This window comes from Propionicicella superfundia DSM 22317, from assembly GCF_000423465.1.
GTDB lineage: Bacteria > Actinomycetota > Actinomycetes > Propionibacteriales > Propionibacteriaceae > Propionicicella > Propionicicella superfundia.
The window spans coordinates 236,983-257,323 of record NZ_KE384020.1 but is presented as its reverse complement, the minus strand read 5'-3'; the positions used below and the strand labels follow the sequence as shown (position 1 = coordinate 257,323).

The following is a 20,341-nucleotide window of genomic DNA, read 5'->3' as shown; positions in this document are numbered from 1 at the left end:
GCCCCGACCGACACTGCGGCCGGGGCGTCCGGGGCAGTACCGTGGGGTCATGGACTTGACGGCCCACCACCTTCCGATGGCGGACTTGCGTCAGCTCAAGCTGGAGGCGACCCAGCGACTGCTGGGCGACACCATCCAGATCTCCGACGAGGACTGGGAGGGCTCTTCGCACCTCCCGGGGTGGACGCGCGCCCACGTCGCGGCGCACCTGGCCCGCAACGCCGACGCCTATCGCGGCATCGTCGAAGGCGTCGTCGACGGTACGACCGTCGCGATGTACCCCGGCGACGAGAGCCGCGCCTGGGCCATCGAGCGAGGTTCGGAGCAGACACCGCTGGAGCTGCAGATCGATCTCGACACGAGCGCCTCCCGCCTCGCGGGGGCGTTCGACAGGCTGCGACCCGAGCAGTGGGACGAGCCCGTACGCTTCGACCACCAGCTCTACCCGGTCGCCTTCATCGTCCTCAGCAGGCTGAGCGAGGTCGTCCTCCACCACGTGGATCTGGACTGCGGCTTCGACCTCGCCGACGTCGAGGAGGAGACGGCCCTGTGGCTGTTGCGCTGGTGCATCCGCCGACTGCGCGACGTCCCGGGCGAATGCCCGTGCCGCATAGAGACTCCTGACGGGGACGCCGCCGTCATCGGCCCTCCCGACCCGGCCGCGCCGACCGTGTCCGGTTCGGTCGCCGGGCTCGTCGGCTGGTTGTCGGGGAGGACATCGGCGGATGCCGTCACGTCGACGGGCGCTCTCGGCCCGCGACCGATCATCTGAGCAGAAGGGGAACGAGATGGGTGCTACCGGACTCGCCCACGTCGAGCCTGACGGCGAACCGTACGCCGAGGCTGTGTCGCCGACCGTGACGTTGTACAAGCAGTCGGTGGGCACGATGGACAACAACGCGTACCTGCTGGTCGCGTCGTCGGGCAGCCTGCTGATCGACGCGGCCGCCCGGCCGCAGATCCTGCGACGCCTCGTCGAGGGCAGGCACGTCGACGCCATCGTCACGACCCACCGGCACCACGACCACATCGGCGCTCTCGCCGACCTCGCGGTCGCGACGGGAGCCCGGCTGTACGCCGGCGCCCCTGACGCGTCCGCGATCCGCAATGACGCCACGACGGGCGAACTCACCGGCGTCTGGGACGGCGACGTGATCGGGTTCGGGGACACGCAGGTGGAGGTCGTCGGCCTCGTCGGTCACACGCCGGGGTCGGTGGCCCTCCTGTACCGCGGGGACGAGACGCACCTGTTCACCGGCGACTCCCTGTTCCCGGGCGGACCGGGCCGGACCCGTTCGCCCCGCGACTTCGCCAGCCTCATGGGCGACCTGGAGACCAAGATCTTCGGCGCCTTCCCCGACGAGACCCGGGTGCATCCCGGGCACGGGGACGACACCACGCTCGGCGCCGAACGACCGCACCTGGCGGAATGGCGCGCTCGCGGCTGGTAGCCCGCCCGGAGCGTCACGTCGTGGCGGCGAGGAACTGCCGCACCTGCTTCTTGAGATCGGCGATCTCGTCGCGCAACCGCGCGGCCAGTTCGAACTGCAACTCGGCTGCGGCCGCGTGCATCTGATCGGTGAGCTGCTCGATCAGTGCCGTCAGTTCGGCCGCGGGCATGTTCTCGGTCGGGCGCCGCTCCCCGGGATCGAGCGCGGCCGGGACGGGTGACGCCCCGCGCCCACGCCGGCCGGACAGGAGCTCGGTCGTGTCGGCGTCCTCGCGGGCCAGCAGTTCGGTGATGTCGGAGATCTTCTTCCGCAACGGCTGAGGATCGATGCCGTTGGCGAGGTTGTACGCGACCTGCTTCGCGCGCCGGCGGTTGGTCTCGTCGATGGCGGTCGCCATCGACGGAGTGATCTTGTCGGCGTACATGTGCACCTGCCCCGACACGTTGCGCGCCGCACGACCGATCGTCTGGATCAGCGAGCGGTCGCTGCGCAGGAACCCCTCCTTGTCCGCGTCGAGGATCGACACGAGCGACACCTCGGGCAGGTCGAGGCCCTCGCGCAACAGGTTGATGCCGACGAGGACATCGAACAGGCCGAGGCGCAGATCGCGCAGCAACTCCACTCGCTTCAGCGTGTCCACCTCGGAGTGCAGGTACCGCGTGCGGACCCCGTTCTCCAACAGGTAGTCGGTGAGGTCCTCGGCCATCTTCTTCGTCAGCGTCGTCACGAGGACGCGCTCGTCCTGCTCGGTGCGACGCCGGATCTCCCCCATCAGGTCGTCGATCTGCCCCGTGGTGGGTTTCACCACGATCTCGGGGTCGACGAGACCGGTCGGACGGATGATGAGCTCCACCGGCGGCCCCGAGCGCGCGATCTCGTACTTGCCGGGGGTCGCCGACAGGTACACGGTCTGACCGATCCGCTCGGTGAACTCCTCGAACCGGAGTGGCCGGTTGTCGGTCGCGCTCGGCAGCCGGAAGCCGTGCTCGACGAGGGTGCGCTTGCGCGACATGTCGCCTTCGTACATGCCTCCGATCTGAGGAACGGTCACGTGGGACTCGTCGATCACGAGGACGAAGTCCTCGGGGAAGTAGTCCAGCAGGCAGTGCGGCGGAGTCCCGGGCCCTCGGCCGTCGATGTGCCGTGAGTAGTTCTCGATCCCCGCGCACGAGCCGATCTGCCGCATCATCTCGATGTCGTAGGTCGTTCGCATCCGCAGCCGCTGCGCCTCCAGCAGCTTGTTCTGCCCCTCCAGCTCGGCCAGCCGGTCCTCCAGCTCGGCCTCGATCCCGCCGATCGCCCGCTCCATCCGCTCCGGGCCGGCAACGTAGTGGGACGCCGGGAAGATGTACATCTCGTCGTCCTCGGTGACGATCTCCCCGGTGAGGGGGTGCATGGTCGAGATCGCCTCGATCTCGTCGCCGAAGAACTCGATGCGGACGGCGTGCTCCTCGTACACCGGGAACACCTCCAGCGTGTCCCCCCGCACCCGGAACGTGCCGCGCGTGCCGGCGAGGTCGTTGCGCACATACTGGATCGTCACGAGCCGGCGGAGCAGATCCTCCCTGTCCATCTGCTCCCCGACCCGCAGCGGGATCATCCGCTCGACGTACTCCTCGGGTGTGCCGAGGCCGTAGATCGCCGACACCGTCGCCACGACGATGACGTCGCGGCGCGTCAGCAGCGAGTTCGTCGCCGAGTGGCGGAGCCGCTCGACCTCTTCGTTCAGGGAGGAGTCCTTCTCGATGTAGGTGTCCGTCTGCGGGATGTACGCCTCGGGCTGGTAGTAGTCGTAGTACGACACGAAGTACTCGACCGCGTTGCCGGGGAAGAAAGTGCGCAGCTCGGTCGCGAACTGCGCGGCGAGGGTCTTGTTCGGCTGGAGCACGAGCATGGGGCGCTGGAGCTGTTCGGCGACCCAGGCCACGGTGGCGGTCTTGCCGGTGCCGGTGGCACCCAGCACGACCACGTCGTTCTCACCCGCTCTGATGCGCTCGGTGACCTCGGCGATGGCCGCAGGCTGGTCTCCGGCCGGGGAGAAATCGGCCTCCATCGTGAACGGCGCGACACGCCGGGTGATGACATCGACAGGACGCATGCGACCGAGAGTACGCGCGCCCTCCGACAGAACGCGGCAGAGGTCCTCCGCACGGAATCATCGACCGCCCGGATCGCGCTGTCCCGTCCGGTCTGCGGCAGAGCCCGGTCCGGCGCTCACCCGGCGCCGGGCAGCCCCTCGAACCGGCGCAGCGCGTCCCAGAGCGTCCGGACCTGGTCCTCCAGCTCCGCAGGAGTGCCCGAGTTGTCGAGGACGTGCCCTGCGACGGCCAGCCGCTCCCGCCGCGATGCCTGCGCCGCGATGCGCGCGTCGGCCTCGTCCGCGGTCAGGCCGCTGCGGGCCATGAGGCGTTGCCGCTGCACCGCTTCGGGGACGTCGACCACGACGACGTGATCGAACGTGTCGGCCTGCCCCGTCTCGACGAGCAGCGGGATGACGTGGACGACGATGCCTCCCCCGGCCTCGGCCTCGATCTCACGCGCCCGTCGCCGCACGGCCGGGTGGACGATCGCCTCGAGATCGCCCCGCGCGGCGGCGTCGGCGAACACGATCGCGCCCAGCGCGGCTCGGTCCAGCTCACCCCCGGCCGGCGACATCACCTCATCGCCGAAGCGCCGACGCACCGCCTCCCATCCGGGAGTGCCGGGCGCGACGACCTCTCGCGCGAGGACGTCGGAGTCGATGACGAAGGCCCCGAACCGGGTGAGCAGGTCGGCCACCGCCGACTTGCCGCTGGCGATCCCGCCGGTCAGCCCGACTCGCATCGCACCTCCGTCGAAGACACGCGTGCCCCAGCCCGAGGGCTGGGGCACGCTCCTGCCTGTGTGCGGCTCACCTGCCGCCGGTCAGCTTCTCCCGCAGAGCCTGCAGCGCCTCATCGGACGCCAGCGAACCCGCCGGCGCCGCCTCGGGTGCCGACGAGTAGGTCGCAGCCTTGCCCGCGTTGGCCGCGGCTGCCTGCTCGGCGGCCTCGGACTCGGCGATCTGACGCTTGTGCGCCTCCCACCGGGCCTGCGCTTCGGCGTACTGCTGCTCCCACGCCCGCTGCTGCTCCTCGTAGCCGGGCTTCCACTCGTTGGTCTCGGGATCGAAACCCTCGGGGTAGATGTAGTTGCCCTGCTCGTCGTAGGACGCGGTCATGCCGTACAGCGCCGGGTCGAAGTCGTCGGCGGCCACGTCCAAGCCCTCGTTGGCCTGCTTGAGGGACAGCGAGATGCGGCGCCGTTCGAGGTCGATGTCGATGATCTTCACCATGACCTCGTCGTCGACCTGGACGACCTGCTCGGGGATCTCGACGTGACGCTCGGCCAGTTCGGAGACGTGCACGAGTCCCTCGATGCCCTCCTCGACGCGGACGAACGCACCGAAGGGAACGAGCTTGGTGACCTTGCCGGGCACGATCTGGCCGATCTGGTGAGTGCGCGCGAAGGTCTGCCAGGGATCCTCCTGCGTCGCCTTCAGCGACAGCGAGACGCGTTCGCGGTCCATCTCGACCGAGAGGACCTCGACGGTGACCTCCTGGCCGACCTCGACGACCTCGGACGCGTGGTCGATGTGCTTCCACGACAGCTCGGAGACGTGCACGAGGCCGTCCACGCCGCCCAGGTCGACGAACGCGCCGAAGTTGACGATGGACGACACGACGCCCTTGCGGATCTGCCCCTTCTGGAGCTGGGAGAGGAAGGTGTGCCGGACCTCGGACTGCGTCTGCTCCAGCCATGCACGGCGGGACAGGACCACGTTGTTCCGGTTCTTGTCCAACTCGATGATCTTCGCCTCGAGCTCCATGCCGACGTACGGCTGCAGATCGCGAACGCGGCGCATCTCGACGAGGGACGCGGGCAGGAAGCCACGCAGACCGATGTCGACGATCAGGCCGCCCTTGACGACCTCGATGACGCGCCCGGTGACGACGCCGTCGGCCTCCTTGATCTTCTCGATCGTGCCCCAGGCGCGCTCGTACTGTGCGCGCTTCTTGGACAGGATGAGACGGCCTTCCTTGTCCTCCTTCTGCTGCACGAGAGCTTCGATCTCGTCGCCGACCGACACCACGTCGAACGGGTCGACATCGTGCTTGATGGAGAGTTCCTTGGAAGGAATGACGCCTTCGGTCTTGTAACCGATGTCGAGGAGAACCTCGTCACGGTCGACCTTGACGACGGTGCCGGTGACGATGTCGCCGTCGTTGAAGTACTTGATGGTCGCGTCCACCGCCGCCATGAAGGCTTCGGGCGATCCGAAATCGTCGACTGCGACGTGAGATGAGGCCTCAGAGAGGGAGGTCATTGAGTTAGGGCTCCGATGGATTTGTCGTCTGTGAGGCAGATCCGGACTACCGTGCCCCACTCGGTCCGAGGGCACCCGGATGCCACCGGACCAGCCTATCCATCATCGCGCGCCTCCGCCAACCTGACGGGTAACCGGAGACCCGATCGTTATCAGCGGGTGCGCGCCGGTGTCAGTGAGCGGCCTCGTGCCAGGTGCGACCCGTGCCGACGGACACGTCGAGGGGCACCGACAACTCGACCGCGTGACCCATCTTCTCGGTGACGAGCGCGGTGACCGCACCGACCTCTCCGGGTGCGATCTCGAGAACCAGTTCGTCGTGGACCTGCAGCAGCATCCGGCTGGCCAGCCCGGCCGTGTCGAGCGCGGTCTCGACGTCGAGCATCGCCACCTTGATGATGTCGGCCGCCGATCCCTGGATCGGTGCGTTGAGCGCCATCCGCTCGGCCATCTCCCGACGCTGCCGGTTGGAGCTCATCAGATCGGGCAGGTAGCGCCGTCGGCCGAGGACGGTCTCGGTGTACTCGGTCCGTCGTGCGGCGGCGACGACCGACCGCAGGTAGTCGCGGACGCCGCCGAACCGCTCGAAGTACTCGTCCATCAGGCCCCTCGCCTCGGACACCTCGATGTGCAGTTGCTGACTGAGTCCGTAGGCAGACAGCCCGTAGGCCAACCCGTAGTTCATCGCCTTGATCTTCGCCCGCTGTGCGACCGTCACCTCCGACGGGCCGACGCCGAAGACGCGCGACGCCATGACGGTGTGGAAGTCCGCCCCGCTGCGGAACGCCTCGATCAACCCCTCGTCGCCGCTCGCATGGGCCATGATGCGCATCTCGATCTGCGAGTAGTCGGCGGTCAGCAGCGACTCGTACCCCGCGCCGGCGACGAACGCCTCGCGGATCCGCCGCCCCTCGTCGGTGCGGATCGGGATGTTCTGCAGGTTCGGATCGGTGCTGGACAGGCGGCCCGTCGCCGCGATGGTCTGGACGTAGGTCGTGTGGATGCGCCCGTCGGCGGCGATGGACTTCAGGAGGCCGTCGACGGTCTGCCGCAGCCGGATCGCGTCGCGGTGGCGGAGCAGATGGGCGAGGAACGGGTGCTCGGTCTTCGCGAAGAGCTGTTCCAGTGCCTCGGCGTCGGTCGTGTAGCCGGTGCGGGTCCGGCGCGTCTTCGGCATCTGCAACTCGTCGAACAGAACGGCCTGCAACTGCTTGGGGGATCCGAGGTTGATCGCCTTGCCCAAGACGGCGTAGGCGTCGGATTCGGCGTCCTGCACGCCGGCGTCGAACTCGTCCCGCAGTCCCTCCAGGCAGCCCGCCTCGACGGCGATGCCCGTGCGCTCCATCCGTGCCAGCGTGCGCTGCAGCGGAAGCTCCACATCCTGCAGCAGCGACACCTCGCCACGCGTGGACAGCTCGGCCTCCATGGCCTCGGCCAGGTCGATCACGGCGCGCGCCCGCACCATCGCCGCCTCCGCCGCCTCGGCGCCTCCGAAGTCGAAGGCGAGCTGGTCGGGATCGCCGGTTCCCGCGGCGGTCTCGATCCGCAGTTCGCGCTTCAGGTGCCGGACGGCCAGATCGCCGAGATCGAACACCCGCTGATCGGGACGCAGCAGGTACGCCGCGAGCTGGGTGTCGCTCCGCACGCCGTGCAGGTCCCATCCGCGGGCCCACAGGGCCAGCAGGGGGCCCTTGCCGTCGTGGATCGCCTTCGCCTGCGACTCGTCGGCGAGCCAGGTGGCGAGCGTGGCATCGTCGGCGGGTGTGAGATCGGCCGTGTCGAACCAGCACGCGGCACCGTCGGCGGCGGCGAGGGCGATCCCGGTCACATCGCCGTCTCCGGCCGCCCAGCGGCCCTGGACGTCCATGCCGGTCAGGCCCGCCCCGTGTGCGGCCAGCCAGCCGCTCAGTTCTCCCGGGGCCAGGACCTGTCCCGCCACCTCGAATCCGCCCTCCGGCTCGGTGTCCTCGGGCGGCAGGGTCTCCAGCAGCCTGTCGCGGAGCACGCGGAACTCCAGGCCGTCGAACAGAGTGTGCGTCGCCTCCCGGTCCCACGGCTGCCGGACGAGCTCGCCGGCCTCGACCGGAAGGTCGAGGTCGGTGACGAGATGGTTGAGGTCGGCGTTGCGCTGCACGTCGGCCAGGTGCGCCCGCAGGCTCTCCCCCACCTTGCCTGCGATGTCTCCGGCGTGACGAAGGACGTTGTCGAGCCCGTCGTAGGCAGCGAGCCACTTCGCCGCGGTCTTCGGCCCGACGCCGGGGACGCCGGGGAGATTGTCGCTGGTCTCCCCGACGAGGGCCGCCAGCTCCCGGTAGCGGGCGGGCGGCACGAGGTACTTCTCCTCCACGGCCGCCGGCGTGAGCCGCGCGAGATCGGAAACGCCCTTGCGGGGGTACAGCACGGTGATCCGGTCGGTCACGAGTTGCAGCGCGTCCCGGTCGCCGGTGCAGACGAGGACCTCGGAACCGGCGCCGGCCGCCTGCAACGCCCAGGTGCCGAGGATGTCGTCGGCTTCGAAGCCGTCCATGTCGATGTGGACGATCCGCAGCGCATCCAGCACCTCCTTGATGAGCTCGACCTGCCCCTTGAACTCCTCGGGCGAGGCGGACCTGTTGGCCTTGTAGGCGTCGTACAGCGCGGTCCGGAACGTCGTCCGGGAGCGGTCGAACGCCACGCCGACATGCGTCGGCTGCTCGTCGCGCAGCAGGTTGATGAGCATGGAGGTGAACCCGTACACGGCGTTCGTGTGCTGCCCTGTCGTCGTCGAGAAGTTCTCGACGGGGAGCGCGAAGAACGCCCGGTAGGCCACCGAATGCCCGTCGATGAGCAGCACTCTGCCCGGCACGTCGTCATCCACGGACCCGACTCTAACGGCGGGATACGACAGTTCCCACCCGGCGTCGGCCATGGCACAGTTTCCCGCGTGAGCATCCCTGACTTCATCGCCGACGCCGTCAGCCACCTCGACAACAGGATGGGCATCGTCCTGGAGGAGGTCACCCCGGAACGGACGCGAGGGCGGATGCCCGTGGACGGGAACACCCAGGTCTTCGGCATGCTGCACGGAGGCGCATCGTGCGTCCTCATCGAGGGGCTGGCGTCCGTCGCGGCCGTGGCCGAGGTCGGGCCCGGAGGCCGGGCGTTCGGCGTCGACATCAATGCCACGCACCATCGCGCCGTCACCTCCGGGTGGGTCCACGGCGAGGCGACCGCCATCTACATCGGTGGCCGGACGGCGACCTATGAGGTCGTCCTCACCGACGACGACGGGCAGCGCGTGTGCACCGGCCGGCTCACCTGCACCCTGCGCCGGCCCGGCACGCACGCCTCCGGGACCTCTCGCGAGCCTGCACCATCGCCTCGCCACATTCAGTCTTGAGCCTTATCCTTGGCTCATGAAGGGTGAACCCTCAATCTGGTTCGTCGTGACCGCCGATCAGCGTCGCAGCAGGCGTAGCGCGGACGCCGTCCCTGCCGCTCTCGACCGCCTGTCCCGGATTCCCGGCCTGCGCCTCGCGTTCGAGCGGACGGCAGGGGACGAGATCCAGGGCCTGACCGCGCGTCCGGACGCCGTCGTCGCGATCGTGCGCGAGCTGACACGACTGCGGTCCTGGCGGGTCGGGATCGGCGTGGGGCCGGTCGAATCGCCCCTGCCCGCCTCGACGCGACAGGCCCGGGGCCCCGCGTACGTGGCCGCGCGAACGGCCGTCGAGCGAACGCGCTCGACGCCGACCGGCCTTGCCCTCGAGGCCGATCGCGATTCTGTCGCAGCCGGCCCGTACAGTGACGCCAACGGCACGGCGCAACGCGCCGAGACGGCTCTGTGGCTGTTGCGCAGCGTGCTCTCACGGCGCACGCAGGAAGGATGGGACGTGGCCGATCTCCTCGCGACGGGGATGACCAACCAGCGCGCCGCCGCGCACCTGGGGATCTCCCCCTCGGCCGCCAGCCAGCGCGCCGGAGCGGCCGGCGTCGCCGTCGCCACCGCCGGGGAGGCCCTGGCCGCCGGTCTCCTCGAAGACCTCGGAGCAGGCCGATGATCGACCCGTCGGCCGTCGCCCGCGCCGCCATCGTGCTTCTCTGCGCGGCGGTGGCCGTCGTCGCAGGCGTGCCGCTCGTGCGCGCCCTGCTGCGCCTCGTCGACCGCTCGCAGGCGCACGAGCGCGGGAACGACGGCGACGCCCCGGACTCGTCCGACACGACGGTCACGGCCGGAGCGCGTCGGCTCGGCGGCGGCGCCTGGATCGGCATGCTGGAGCGGCTCGCCGTCTTCGCCTGCCTGTTGGGCGGCTTCCCGGAGGGGATCGCGATCGTCCTCGGCATCAAGGGCCTGGCACGGTATCCGGAACTCCAGAGCCCGGATGCGGGCAAGGCCCAGGCGTTCATCATGGGAACCTTCTTCAGCGTCCTCATCGCGGCCGGGTGCGCCGGCGTCGCCACCTGGGCGACGGGACTGCTGTGAGCCTGCAGGACGACCTCCGGCTCGCGTGGGAGGAGACCCTTCCCGGCAGGCCGGGCCTCGGCGAGGAGCTGTGGCGACGATGGACCGAGCCGCACCGCCGCTACCACGACCCCCGGCACCTCGCGGAGACGCTGGTCGCCCTCGCCGTGGTGGGCGGCGACGCCGGCGATCCCCGCGTGACCCGCCTCGCCGTGTGGTTCCACGACGCCGTCCTCACCGGCGCCGCGGACGACGAGCAGAGGTCGGCCGACCTGGCCACGTCCCGCCTGGCCGCCGCCGGCGTGGGCGGTGCCGATGTCGAGGAGGTCTGCCGCCTCATCCTGGTGACGCGGCACCATCGGCCCGCGGCCGGCGACGCCTCGGGGGCGGCGGTCTCCGATGCCGATCTCGCGATCCTCGCCGGGCACCCCGACCGCTACGACGAGTCCGTCCGCGATCTACGGCGGGAACGCACGCACCTGGGCCTTGCGTGGCGGACGTGGCGGGAGCCGCTGCTGCGCGCCCGTCTCGCCGCGGACGTGTATTTCACGGTCGCCGGGCGGAGCGCCTTCGCCTCCGACGCGGTCGCGAACATGCGCCGTGAGCTCGCCGCGGCGAGCGGGACGGCGGTCCGTCGCCGAGCATCGCCGACGTAGCACGAATCGGGTCGGCACGGCTTCCGCAAGCCCTTACGTCCTTGAGATCGCCCGGCCCGAGCGTCGGCCCTGACCCCGTGCCCACGTACACTGTGGGCGTCCGCCGGCCCCGGGGGGAGTCGACGGCTTCATCGGGGGGGTCCGTCAGCGGGTCCCCCCGATCAGCGTGCCGGGAGGGATCAGGGACGCGGCTTCTTCTTCGGCGCCTTCTTGGCCCCCGACTCCTTGGAGTGCTTGATGACGCCCTCGGCCACCTCGCGCATCGACTTGCGCAGGTCCATGGCCGTCTTCTGGACCCACCGGAACGCCTCGGGCTCGCTCATGCCCAGGCTTTCCTGCAGCAGGCCCTTCGCCTGGTCGACGGCCTTGCGTGTCGCAAGGCTCTCGTGCAGATCGGCGACCTCGGCCTCCACGGCCTTGATCTCCGCGAAGCGCCCGATGGCGATCTCGATCGCCGGGATCACGTCGGAGGCGTCGAACGGCTTCACGACGTACGCCATGGCTCCCGCCTCGCGCGCGCGCTCGACGAGCTCGCGCTGGCTGAACGCGGTCAGCATCACGATGGGAGCGATGCGCTCCCCCGCGATCGTCTCCGCCGCCGTGATGCCGTCCATGACCGGCATCTTGACGTCCATGACCACCAGATCGGGCTGAAGCTCTCGCGCCAGCTTGATGGCCTGCTCGCCGTCTCCGGCCTCGCCCACGACCTCGTAGCCCGCCTCTTTGAGGAGTTCCACGAGATCCAGTCTGATCAGGGCTTCGTCCTCCGCGACGAGGACCCGTGCGCTCGGAGTCAACTCTCCGTCAGTCATCGGTCTCACTTCTCTTGTCTCTTGGGCACTCGGCGGAACCGGCGGTGGAACGGCTCGGTCAGCAGATTACGCGGTGAGCGGGTGGGCAACCAAGTATGGCACAATCGAACCGCTCCAGGCCGGGGTGGCGGAACGGTATACGCGGACGGCTCAAACCCGTCTGCCCGCAAGGGCGTAGGGGTTCGAATCCCCTCTCCGGCACCTTCACCCGACGGGTCGTCTGGCCGGCCCGTCGTCCTGGCAGCCGCCGGTTCCGGACGGCGGCGGACGAAGACACTCGCGACCGATACGGCATCCCGGCCGGATCGGACCGGCGATGGACTAGCCTGTGAACAACCAGATACCAACATAGGAACCCACCACCATGGACGAGATTCTGGACATCAGCCAGGTCGAGGGACCGAATCTGACCACCCGCCTGGAAACCCTCCTGCGCGCGCACATCCGCAACGGCGTCTGGAAGGAGAACGAGTTCATCCCCAACGAACTGGACATCGCCGACCAGGCACAGGTCAGCCGGAACACGGTCCGCGTCGCCATCCAGCGGCTGGTCAGCGACGATCTGCTCGCCCGTGTGCGCGGCAAGGGCACATACGTCACCGCTCCCAGTCCGTCGGTGTCGCTGGGCATCGCACGCATCCGCGAGACCATCCACCACGACCAGCAGGCACCCATCGCGCGCGTCGTCCGCGAGGAGTACGGCGTCCCGCCCAGCTCGGTGGCGGAGGCCTTCGGACTGGAGGCCGGCGAGACCCTGTACTACGTCGAACGCGCCCGGTACCGGCTGGTCGAGGACTCGACCCCGGTCATGTACCAGTACACGTGGGTGCTGCCGGAACTCGGCGCGCACATCAGCTCCCGCGAACTCGTCTTCGGACGCATCGCCAACCAACTGCGGGACAAGTGCGGCGTCGAGACGATCCACGTGCGCGAGTCCATCGCCGCCGTCGGCGCCAGCAAGATCGAGGCCCGCGAGCTCGGCGTGCCGCTCGGAGCCCCCCTGGTGTGGATCGAGGAGCAACGCTACGACGAGAACGAGCGCCTCCACACCCTGGGCCGATTCACCTTTCCCCCCGCCATCATGCAACTGCGGTTCGAGCACTACAACGCACCGACCGTCCACACATCGCAGCCGTCGCGCACGGCCCCCGACGACGCCTCCGACGCCGACGCGTGATGCGCCCGGGCCGTCCCGCCGCCGCCGACACGCCGAGCCTGCGCCGGACGGCGGGCAGGTTCGCCTCGCGGCCGTCCGGGCGCGACTCGGTCAGGCCTCAGCCCTTGTAGGCAGGCAGGACACCCAGAGCACGCAGTTTGTCGAGCCCCTCGATGATCTCGACCACACCCTGCGAGCCGATGATCTCCACGCCGGCCATCAAGAACGCGTACGCGTTCTGCGCCCGCGGGAACTTCACGCCCGACACCTTGCACCGGGTCGGCGTTCCCTTCAGCCGGTCCAGAATGACCGTGACCTGCTCCATGTTGGGCCCCTGGTACTGGCCCGTCGACGTCTTCACCCACTCGATCCCCAGTCCGGCGATCAGGTCGCACGCCTGCCGGATGCCGTCGTCGGAGAGGTAGCACACCTCGATGATCACCTTGCGCTCGACATCGCTCGCGATGTCCGCGAAGAGCCGCAGCTCCTCCTCCACGATGTCGACGCGATCGGAGTTCAACGCCCGGTGGTTCATCGTGAAATCGATCGTGTTCGCGCCCAGGCGCAGCGACTCCTCGACGGCCTTCGCCTTCGCCGCGGGCGCGTCGACGCCCATCGGGAAGTTGATCCCCGTCCCGACCCGTACGTCGGTGCCGGCGAGTTCCTCGGCGACCTGCGGCAGCCACTGCGCGAACACGATGTCCGAGCGAAGCCGGTACTTCTTGGCGATGTCCGCCCACTGACTGCATTCGGCCGCGGACTTCAGATCCGGAGTGAACAGCTCCAGGTACTCACCGACGGTCTCGGCCGTCGCGATCGTCGCATCGAATCTCATGACTCACACACCTTCTTCTCGGTTCCACGGGAACGTGGCGGGTCGGTGCCGGCGGACGCCCGTCCCACCGACCGCGCGAACGGCCGAATCAGCGATGATCGGCCTCGAAATCCCATATGTACCAGCATTTTCTGGTTGCAGGTACCACTTTAGCACGCAGCGGCCCCGCAGCGGGTCCTTTCTGTCACGCGGACGCGTGGGTGCGTGCGGCCTCGCGGCCGACCCACCTCTCCAGCGCACTTCCATGTAGGTACATATTGGGAGGCTGGTCCGGCGTGGGCGGCGCACCAGACGCAGGTGCCCCGCCGGGATCGGGCGCCGTCAGGACGACCATGCCTGTGCGGCGAGCTGCACGGCATCCCACGGGGAGCCCAGGGGCGGCGTGTAGGAGAGGTCGAGTTCACTGAGACGCTCGACCGAGAGGCCGGCGTACAAGGCGGTGGCGAAGATGTCGATGCGCTTGGCGACCTCGCTTCCGCGCCGGCCGACGAGCTGGGCGCCGAGAAGGCGCCCATCGCGGGTGTCGCCGGTGACCCTGACGTGGATGTGACGGGCACCTGGGTAGTACCGCTTGTGATCGTCCGCCGTCGTCGTGGTCGTGCGCGGTGCATACCCCGCGGGTCGTGCCTCGCGGTCGAGGAGCCCTGTGCGCGCGGCCACGAGATCGAAGACCTTCACGACCTGCGTGCCGACGATGCCGGCGAAGGCCCGGTCGCCGCCGATCGCGTTCTCCCCCGCGACCCGCCCCTGCTTGTGCGAGGTGGTGCCCAGCGGCAGGTAGGTGGTTCCGAGAAGACGGTGGCGGGTGACGACGCCGTCGCCGGCCGCTCGGACGTGCGGCAGCCCGGTTCGCATCCACTCGTCGACCACCACGGCACGACCTGCGCCGACAGCAGCGCCGGCGCGCACGAGAAGGCCGGTGTTGGGCCGCACGCCGACGACGACGAGCACGAGGTCCGCGGCCTGCCGGAAGGACCCGCCGGCGTGGGTCCCTGTGACGACCAGACCCGCCGCGGCCCTCTCGACGCCCGTCACGGTCGTGTTCACGACGACATCGACGCCGTGCGCTTCCGCCTCGGCGCGGACGAGGGCTCCGAGCTGGGGATCGAGGGTCGAAAGCACCTCGGGGCCTCGCTGCACCTGTGTGACCCGCATCCCGCGGGCGACGAAGGCCTCCGCCATCTCCAGGCCGACGTATCCGGCGCCGACGATGATCGCGCTCTCGGGCCGCCGCGCGGCCAGGTCGCGGTCGAGAGCGAAGGTGTCGGCCATCGAGTGGAGGACATGCACGCCGTCCTCCGGCGTGAGGGCTCCGACACCGGCGATGCCGGCGTGGGACGGGAGGGCCCCGGTGGCGACGATCAGTTCGTCGTAGCCCAGAGACGTCTCCGTGCCGTCGGCCGCGCGAACGGCGAGTCTTCGTCCCGCCACGTCGATCCTCGTGGCCAGGGTGTCCAGTCGCAGGTTCAGGCCGGCGGCCTCGAGGTCTGCGGCGGTGCGGTGGGCGAGGGACTGCCATGGACGCACCTCGCCGGTGAAGAAGTACGGGATGCCGCAGATGGAGAAGTTCGGGTACGCGTCCGCCACGACCACCGTGACCTCGGTGCCCGGATCGAGCTCCCGGGCGCGCAGCGCAGCGGAGATGCCGGCGTCGGAGCCGCCGACGACAACGAGATCGGTCATGAGGCTGCCTTTCGTGAGAGCTCGGGGACGACGATCACAGGACGACCCAGCCGATCAGCCCGGAGGCGATCACGACAGCCCACGCCGGGGCCTTCCAAGAGGTGAGGGCCACGAAGGCACCGGCGGCGATCGCGAGCGCGGGGACGGAGGTGATGCCCTCGGTGAACACGGGCGTGTAGAGGGCACCGGCGAGGATGCCCACGACCCCGGCGTTGACGCCCATGAGCGCCCGCCGGGTGAGCGGGGCGTGCCGCAGCCGGTCCCAGAACGGCAGCGCCCCGACCACGAGCAGACCTGCCGGCAGGAAGATCCCGACCAGCGCGATGCCCGCCCCGAGCAGCCCGGAGGGCGAGCCCGTCGTGATGGCGCCGAGGTACGCGGCGAACGCGAACAGCGGGCCGGGGACGGCCTGGGCGGCGCCGTAGCCCGCGAGGAAGGCATCGTGGCCGATCAGGCCGGTGGCCACGGTCTCGGCTTGAAGCAGCGGCAGCACGACGTGCCCTCCGCCGAAGACCAGCGCCCCGGCCCGGTAGAAGATGTCGAACAGCCCCACGGCGCGGCCGCCGGTGACCGCTGCGAGGGCCGGCAGGCCGAACAGGAGCCCCGCGAACGCGGCGAGCGCGGCGACCGCGATCCAGCGCGGCACCCGGACGGTGAACGGCGCCGCCTCCGGCTCCGGGACGGGCGCTGCGCGCAGCCACAGCACGCCGACGAGCCCGGCCGCGGCCAGGACGGCGAGCTGGGCGAGCGCGGTGGGGACGAGGAGCACGAGGACCATCCCGGCGACGGCGATCGTCGCTCGTCGGGCATCCGGGGCCAGAGTCCTCGCCATCCCTGCGACGGCATGGGCGACGACCGCGACCGCGGCCGCCTTCAGCCCCTGGATCCACCCCGCGGCGGACAGGTCGCCGAGAGCTGTCACCCCGGAGGCGAGGGCGACCAGCAGGATCGCCGACGGAAGGGTGAACCCCGCCCATGCCGCCAGCAGCCCGCCGAGGCCGGCACGCTGCAGGCCGATCGCCATCCCGACCTGGCTCGACGCCGGGCCGGGCAGGAACTGGCACAGCGCCACGAGGTCGGCGTAGGCCCGATCGCTCAGCCACCTGCGGCGCTCGACGAACGCCTCGCGGAAATAGCCCAGGTGCGCGACCGGACCGCCGAACGAGGTCACGCCGAGCCGCAGGAACACCACGAAGACATCGCGCACCGTGCCGGGATGGTGGCGCGGAGCGGAGAGCTGTGCGGACCTGGTCATCAGCAGCATCTTGACCGTTGCGATTGCCTCAGTCAAGATTGAGACAATGAACGATGAGCGAACGGACCTGGAGCGACGCGCGGCACGTCACGCGGCGCTGGGAGACCCCGCACGGCTGCGGGTCGTGGAACTCCTGGCCCTCGGCGACCGTTCGCCCGGCGAACTGCGGACCCAGCTCGGCATCGCCTCCAACCTGCTCGCCCACCATCTCGGCGTCCTGGAGGCGGAGGGACTGATCGCACGCACGCGCTCGGAGGGCGATCGCCGCCGCAGCTACGTTCGCCTCGTCCCGGGCGCCCTCGCCGGCCTGGTACCCGAGCCGAGGCTCTCCGCGCGGCGGATCGTGTTCGTCTGCACGGGGAACTCCGCCCGGTCGCCGCTGGCCGCCGCACTCTGGGCGGTGACCAGTTCCATCCCGGCGACCTCGGCCGGAACCCACCCGGCCGCACGGACCTCACCGGCCGCGATCGCCGCCGCCGAGCGCCACGGGCTGGACCTCACCGGACACACCCCCAGGCCGGTCGGGCGAACGCTGACCGACGGCACCGCCATCATCACGGTCTGCGACCGCGCCCGCGAGGAACTCGGCGCATCCCGCTGCACGCACTGGTCGATCCCGAACCCGGGCGCGATCGGCACCCCCGAGGCCTACGAGGCGGCATTCGACGACATCGCCCGCCGCGTCCGGGCCCTTGCTCCGCACGTCGCGGCGTGAGCGGTCGTTCCTGTCGACCGGCCGGGTCCTTCCTCACGCGGCCCGCGCGCGCAGACCGTCGAGGATGAAGGTGAGCGACCGCTCGTATGCCTCGCGGGGTCGCTCGACGCAGGCACGGGCGATGATGCCGCGCTCCCAGATGAGCGAGGCGATGTCCTCGATGGTCAGGTCGCTCCGGACGCCTCCGGCCGCCTGCGCGCCGGCGAGAAGCTCTGCGGCCAGCGTGCTGGTCTTCTCGCACAGCCCGCTCAGCCGCCGCGAGCCGGGCGCGGTGCGCAGCAGCACGTCGTTGGCGGCCGGCTCGTCGTACTGCAGCAGCCACAGCCGCCGCAGGTAGCTCTCGAACCGCTCGACCGGATCGTCGAGCGCCGCGGCTGCGGCCATGAGCCCTGCGATCCGCTCGGCGACCAGATCCTCCACGACGGCGTCGATGAGGCCCTCGCGACCCCCGTAGCGGTTGTAGATGGTGCCCTTGCTCACGCCCGCGACCCGGGCCACCTCGTCGAGGGGGCTGGTCAGCCCTCCCTCGCCGAAGACCTGCAAGGCGGCGTCACGGATCAGCTCCATGTTCCGGCGAGCATCGGAGCGCATCCGCGGCGCGGTCTCGTCCGCGGGGTTCATCGGGCAACGGGCGTCGAGGTCTTGTCGTCCCGAACCCGCTGGAGGGCCTGGGCGAAGACCTCGACCGGCTGGGCCCCGGAGATCGCATAGGTGGCTTCGAACACGAAGAACGGCACCCCGGTGATGCCGAGCTGCTGCGCCTGCCGGATGTCGGCGTCGACCGCGTCGGCGAACTCGCCCGACGCCAGGGCCGCCGCGGCGGCATCCGGGTCCAGCCCGACCTCCGCGGCCAGTCCGGTGAGCACCTCACGGTCGCCGACGTTCGCACCTTCGGTGAAGTAGGCGCGGAAGAGCCGCTGGATCATCTCGTGCTGCCGCCCCTGGCGTTCGGCGAAGTGCGACAGCTCGTGCGCCCGGCGCGTATTGGTCGCGACCGCGCGATCGAAGCGGTAGTCCAGGCCGATCTCCCTGCCACGCTCGGCGACCTGCGCGTTCATCGCCTCCGCCTGCTCGCGGGGGATCCCGCGCCGGGACGCCAGGAGTTCGCCCAGGTCGACCGCCGAGCCCACGGGCAGGTCGGGCATCAGCAGGAAGCTGTGGTATTCCACATCCACCGTGTCACGGTGCTCGAACTGCGTCAGGGCACGCTCCAGCAGGGCGTCGCCCATGTAGCAGAACGGGCACATCACATCGCTCCACACGTCGATCCTGATCCGCCCGTCGGCGGACGGTCCGAACCCACCGCCGGTCATCAGCGGCAGCCTCCGTCCAGGTCGCACACCCCGAGGGAATCCTCAGCGGTCACGAAGGCCAACAGGGGCGCGCCACCACCCGCCGCGGCCTCAGGTGCGGGCACGACGGCACGGCCGACGACGGGTTCCGCCGTCGGCCGATCCAACCGGTCGACAGTATTTGACTCCATGGTCAAGATGTTATGGCATCTTGACGGTACAGGCAAGAAGACCGGGAGAGGCCCGCCGCCGGGCAGGCCGGGCCGGTCAGACGCGCAGCACGTGAAGGTTGTTCGTCTGACCTGATCGGGGGCCGGGGCGGCCGGACACGATGACGATCCTGTCGCCCTTCTCGACCATGTCGAGGGATGTGAGGCGCTCCTCCACGGACCGCTCCATCTGCTCGCGCGTGTCGAACGGCTCGATGACATGGCTCTCGACGCCCCAGCTCAGCGCCAGTTGACGGCTGACCTGATCGACGGGGGTGAAGGCGAGCACCGGGATGCTCGTCCGCAGCCGCGACAGTCTCCGTCCGGTGTCGCCCGACTGGGTGAACGCCACGAGGTACTTCGCGTTCACGCGTTCGGCCACCTCCGCGGCCGCCTTCGCGATCACCCCGCCCGCCGTGTGCGGATTCCACTGGATGTGCTCGATCCGCTCGACGCCCGCCTCCTCGGTGGCCTCGACGATCCGGCTCATGGTGAGAACCGTGACGACCGGGTGCTTCCCGACCGCCGTCTCGCCGGACAGCATGACCGCATCGGCACCGTCGAGGATCGCGTTGGCGACGTCCGATGCCTCGGCTCGGGTCGGTCGCGGATTGTCGATCATCGACTCCAGCATCTGCGTCGCGACGATCACGGGCTTCGCCCACCTCCGGGCCGCCGAGATGATGCGCTTCTGGGCGATCGGAACCATCTCCAGCGGCAACTCGACGCCGAGGTCTCCGCGAGCGACCATGAAGGCGTCGAACGCGTCGATGATGTCGTCGAGGTTCTCGAGGGCCTGCGGTTTCTCGATCTTCGCGATGACGGGCACTCGGATGCCCTCCTCGGTCATGATCCGGTGAACCGTGTCGACGTCGTCGGCCGACCGGACGAACGAGAGCGCCACCATGTCGACTCCGGCGTTGAGCGCCCAGCGCAGGTCCGCCTGGTCCTTCTGGGACAGGGCGGGGACGCTGACGGCGACGCCGGGGAGGTTGATGCCCTTGTGGTCGGAGACATACCCCCCGACGGTCACGCGCGTGACGACGTCCTCGTCGGTGACGAGGATCGCCTGAAGCGCGACCTTGCCATCGTCCAGCAGGATCGTGTCGCCGACGTGCACATCCTGCGGCAGCGTCTTCAGCGTGGTGCCGCAGACGTTCTGATTGCCCGGGACGTCCCGGACGGTGATGGTGAAGGTGTCACCCTCGTCGAGGTGATGGGGACCGTCCTCGAACACGTCGAGGCGGATCTTCGGACCCTGGAGATCTGCGAAACACCCGATCGTGCGGCCCGCCTCCTCGGCCGCCTGACGGATGAAGCCGAGCCGGCGGGCGTGATCGCTGTGATCGCCGTGGCTCATGTTGAGTCGGAAAACATCGACGCCGGCAGCGACCAGTTCGCGGACGTGTTCCAGCGAATCCGTCACGGGGCCGAGCGTGCTCACGATCTTTGCTCTTCTCACGTCCCGCAAGACTAGCGGCTGATCGTTAA

General features: G+C 69.8%; 19 protein-coding genes and 1 tRNA gene. 9 read left to right on the top strand and 11 right to left on the bottom strand.

The features are described 5' to 3' along the window. Positions 1-49: 49 nt before the first annotated feature. Both G555_RS21155 and G555_RS0106280 read left to right on the top strand, forming a co-directional pair. The gene (locus G555_RS21155; protein ID WP_051208507.1) at positions 50-772 is read left to right on the top strand and encodes a maleylpyruvate isomerase family mycothiol-dependent enzyme; all 723 of its coding nucleotides are present in this window, start codon (positions 50-52) and stop codon (positions 770-772) included. Between the two features lie 16 nt (positions 773-788). Next, entirely contained in the window at positions 789-1,451 is a 663-nt protein-coding gene (locus tag G555_RS0106280; protein WP_028708218.1) for an MBL fold metallo-hydrolase, read from the top strand. A 13-nt stretch (positions 1,452-1,464) separates the two neighbouring features. Here G555_RS0106280 and uvrB read toward each other — a convergent pair whose 3' ends face one another. The 4 genes from uvrB to polA form a co-directional block, all read right to left on the bottom strand. After that, positions 1,465-3,549, bottom strand: coding sequence for an excinuclease ABC subunit UvrB (uvrB, locus tag G555_RS0106275; protein WP_028708217.1), 2,085 nt, complete (start codon positions 3,547-3,549; stop codon positions 1,465-1,467). Between the two features lie 116 nt (positions 3,550-3,665). Next, on the bottom strand, positions 3,666-4,274 hold the full coding sequence (gene coaE, locus G555_RS0106270) for a dephospho-CoA kinase (RefSeq protein ID WP_028708216.1): 609 nt from the start codon (positions 4,272-4,274) through the stop codon (positions 3,666-3,668). 67 nt (positions 4,275-4,341) lie between these two features. After that, complete coding sequence (gene rpsA, locus G555_RS0106265) at positions 4,342-5,796, bottom strand: 30S ribosomal protein S1 (protein ID WP_028708215.1); 1,455 nt, start codon at positions 5,794-5,796, stop codon at positions 4,342-4,344. A gap of 172 nt (positions 5,797-5,968) precedes the next feature. Continuing rightward, complete coding sequence (gene polA / locus G555_RS0106260) at positions 5,969-8,653, bottom strand: DNA polymerase I (RefSeq protein WP_245581208.1); 2,685 nt, start codon at positions 8,651-8,653, stop codon at positions 5,969-5,971. Between the two features lie 66 nt (positions 8,654-8,719). On the opposite strand from polA, the gene G555_RS18345 reads away from it, so the two are divergent. From G555_RS18345 to G555_RS18335, 4 genes are read left to right on the top strand one after another with little or no spacing between them, the layout of a single operon-like run. Further along, positions 8,720-9,175 carry a PaaI family thioesterase gene (locus G555_RS18345; protein WP_245581207.1) on the top strand — a complete coding sequence of 152 codons (456 nt, stop codon included), beginning with the start codon at positions 8,720-8,722 and terminating at the stop codon, positions 9,173-9,175. Between the two features lie 16 nt (positions 9,176-9,191). Continuing rightward, complete coding sequence (locus G555_RS0106250; RefSeq protein ID WP_036921505.1) at positions 9,192-9,836, top strand: hypothetical protein; 645 nt, start codon at positions 9,192-9,194, stop codon at positions 9,834-9,836. Next, complete coding sequence (locus G555_RS18340; RefSeq protein ID WP_051208506.1) at positions 9,833-10,258, top strand: hypothetical protein; 426 nt, start codon at positions 9,833-9,835, stop codon at positions 10,256-10,258. The genes G555_RS0106250 and G555_RS18340 overlap by 4 nt, the downstream gene beginning before the upstream one ends. Continuing rightward, on the top strand, positions 10,255-10,893 hold the full coding sequence (locus G555_RS18335) for an HD domain-containing protein (RefSeq protein WP_051208505.1): 639 nt from the start codon (positions 10,255-10,257) through the stop codon (positions 10,891-10,893). The genes G555_RS18340 and G555_RS18335 overlap by 4 nt, the downstream gene beginning before the upstream one ends. Before the next feature lie 179 nt (positions 10,894-11,072). Here the strand turns inward: G555_RS18335 and G555_RS0106235 are convergent, their stop codons facing one another. After that, positions 11,073-11,705: an ANTAR domain-containing response regulator gene (locus G555_RS0106235; protein WP_028708212.1), complete on the bottom strand. Its 633-nt coding sequence runs from the start codon at positions 11,703-11,705 to the stop codon at positions 11,073-11,075. Positions 11,706-11,823: 118 nt separating this feature from the next. Between G555_RS0106235 and G555_RS0106230 the strand changes: the two genes are divergently transcribed. Together G555_RS0106230 and G555_RS0106225 are read left to right on the top strand one after the other, a co-directional pair. Continuing rightward, positions 11,824-11,906, top strand: a tRNA-Leu gene (locus G555_RS0106230). 163 nt (positions 11,907-12,069) lie between these two features. Beyond that, positions 12,070-12,882 carry a GntR family transcriptional regulator gene (locus G555_RS0106225; protein WP_028708211.1) on the top strand — a complete coding sequence of 271 codons (813 nt, stop codon included), beginning with the start codon at positions 12,070-12,072 and terminating at the stop codon, positions 12,880-12,882. Positions 12,883-12,979: 97 nt separating this feature from the next. On the opposite strand, the gene G555_RS18330 is transcribed toward G555_RS0106225, so the two are convergent. The 3 genes from G555_RS18330 to chrA form a co-directional block, all read right to left on the bottom strand. Further along, complete coding sequence (locus G555_RS18330; protein WP_051208504.1) at positions 12,980-13,696, bottom strand: hypothetical protein; 717 nt, start codon at positions 13,694-13,696, stop codon at positions 12,980-12,982. Between the two features lie 321 nt (positions 13,697-14,017). After that, positions 14,018-15,379, bottom strand: coding sequence for an FAD-dependent oxidoreductase (locus tag G555_RS0106215; RefSeq protein WP_028708210.1), 1,362 nt, complete (start codon positions 15,377-15,379; stop codon positions 14,018-14,020). A 34-nt stretch (positions 15,380-15,413) separates the two neighbouring features. Further along, complete coding sequence (gene chrA / locus G555_RS0106210) at positions 15,414-16,670, bottom strand: chromate efflux transporter (RefSeq protein WP_211223189.1); 1,257 nt, start codon at positions 16,668-16,670, stop codon at positions 15,414-15,416. Between the two features lie 10 nt (positions 16,671-16,680). On the opposite strand from chrA, the gene G555_RS0106205 reads away from it, so the two are divergent. Further along, positions 16,681-17,349, top strand: a complete 669-nt coding sequence (locus G555_RS0106205) for an arsenate reductase/protein-tyrosine-phosphatase family protein (RefSeq protein ID WP_028708208.1) — start codon at positions 16,681-16,683, stop codon at positions 17,347-17,349. A gap of 33 nt (positions 17,350-17,382) precedes the next feature. Here G555_RS0106205 and G555_RS0106200 read toward each other — a convergent pair whose 3' ends face one another. From G555_RS0106200 to pyk, 3 genes are all read right to left on the bottom strand, one after another. Then, positions 17,383-17,970, bottom strand: coding sequence for a TetR/AcrR family transcriptional regulator (locus G555_RS0106200; protein WP_028708207.1), 588 nt, complete (start codon positions 17,968-17,970; stop codon positions 17,383-17,385). Beyond that, positions 17,967-18,662: a DsbA family oxidoreductase gene (locus tag G555_RS0106195; RefSeq protein ID WP_028708206.1), complete on the bottom strand. Its 696-nt coding sequence runs from the start codon at positions 18,660-18,662 to the stop codon at positions 17,967-17,969. The genes G555_RS0106200 and G555_RS0106195 overlap by 4 nt, the downstream gene beginning before the upstream one ends. A 246-nt stretch (positions 18,663-18,908) precedes the next feature. Further along, entirely contained in the window at positions 18,909-20,312 is a 1,404-nt protein-coding gene (gene pyk, locus G555_RS0106190; RefSeq protein WP_028708205.1) for a pyruvate kinase, read from the bottom strand. Positions 20,313-20,341: the final 29 nt, after the last annotated feature.

Excerpts from the sequence above, each read along its gene's own strand:
- coaE (WP_028708216.1), bottom strand. The coding sequence starts at position 4,274 with ATGCGAGTCGGGCTGACCGGCGGGATCGCCAGCGGCAAGTCGGCGGTG.
- G555_RS0106195 (WP_028708206.1), bottom strand. The coding sequence starts at position 18,662 with ATGACCGGCGGTGGGTTCGGACCGTCCGCCGACGGGCGGATCAGGATC.
- G555_RS18340 (WP_051208506.1), top strand. The coding sequence starts at position 9,833 with ATGATCGACCCGTCGGCCGTCGCCCGCGCCGCCATCGTGCTTCTCTGC.
- G555_RS18330 (WP_051208504.1), bottom strand. The coding sequence starts at position 13,696 with ATGAGATTCGATGCGACGATCGCGACGGCCGAGACCGTCGGTGAGTAC.
- G555_RS0106205 (WP_028708208.1), top strand. The coding sequence starts at position 16,681 with ATGAACGATGAGCGAACGGACCTGGAGCGACGCGCGGCACGTCACGCG.
- G555_RS21155 (WP_051208507.1), top strand. The coding sequence starts at position 50 with ATGGACTTGACGGCCCACCACCTTCCGATGGCGGACTTGCGTCAGCTC.
- rpsA (WP_028708215.1), bottom strand. The coding sequence starts at position 5,796 with ATGACCTCCCTCTCTGAGGCCTCATCTCACGTCGCAGTCGACGATTTC.
- G555_RS0106235 (WP_028708212.1), bottom strand. The coding sequence starts at position 11,705 with ATGACTGACGGAGAGTTGACTCCGAGCGCACGGGTCCTCGTCGCGGAG.
- uvrB (WP_028708217.1), bottom strand. The coding sequence starts at position 3,549 with ATGCGTCCTGTCGATGTCATCACCCGGCGTGTCGCGCCGTTCACGATG.
- G555_RS0106200 (WP_028708207.1), bottom strand. The coding sequence starts at position 17,970 with ATGAACCCCGCGGACGAGACCGCGCCGCGGATGCGCTCCGATGCTCGC.
- G555_RS0106280 (WP_028708218.1), top strand. The coding sequence starts at position 789 with ATGGGTGCTACCGGACTCGCCCACGTCGAGCCTGACGGCGAACCGTAC.
- G555_RS0106225 (WP_028708211.1), top strand. The coding sequence starts at position 12,070 with ATGGACGAGATTCTGGACATCAGCCAGGTCGAGGGACCGAATCTGACC.
- G555_RS0106215 (WP_028708210.1), bottom strand. The coding sequence starts at position 15,379 with ATGACCGATCTCGTTGTCGTCGGCGGCTCCGACGCCGGCATCTCCGCT.
- G555_RS0106250 (WP_036921505.1), top strand. The coding sequence starts at position 9,192 with ATGAAGGGTGAACCCTCAATCTGGTTCGTCGTGACCGCCGATCAGCGT.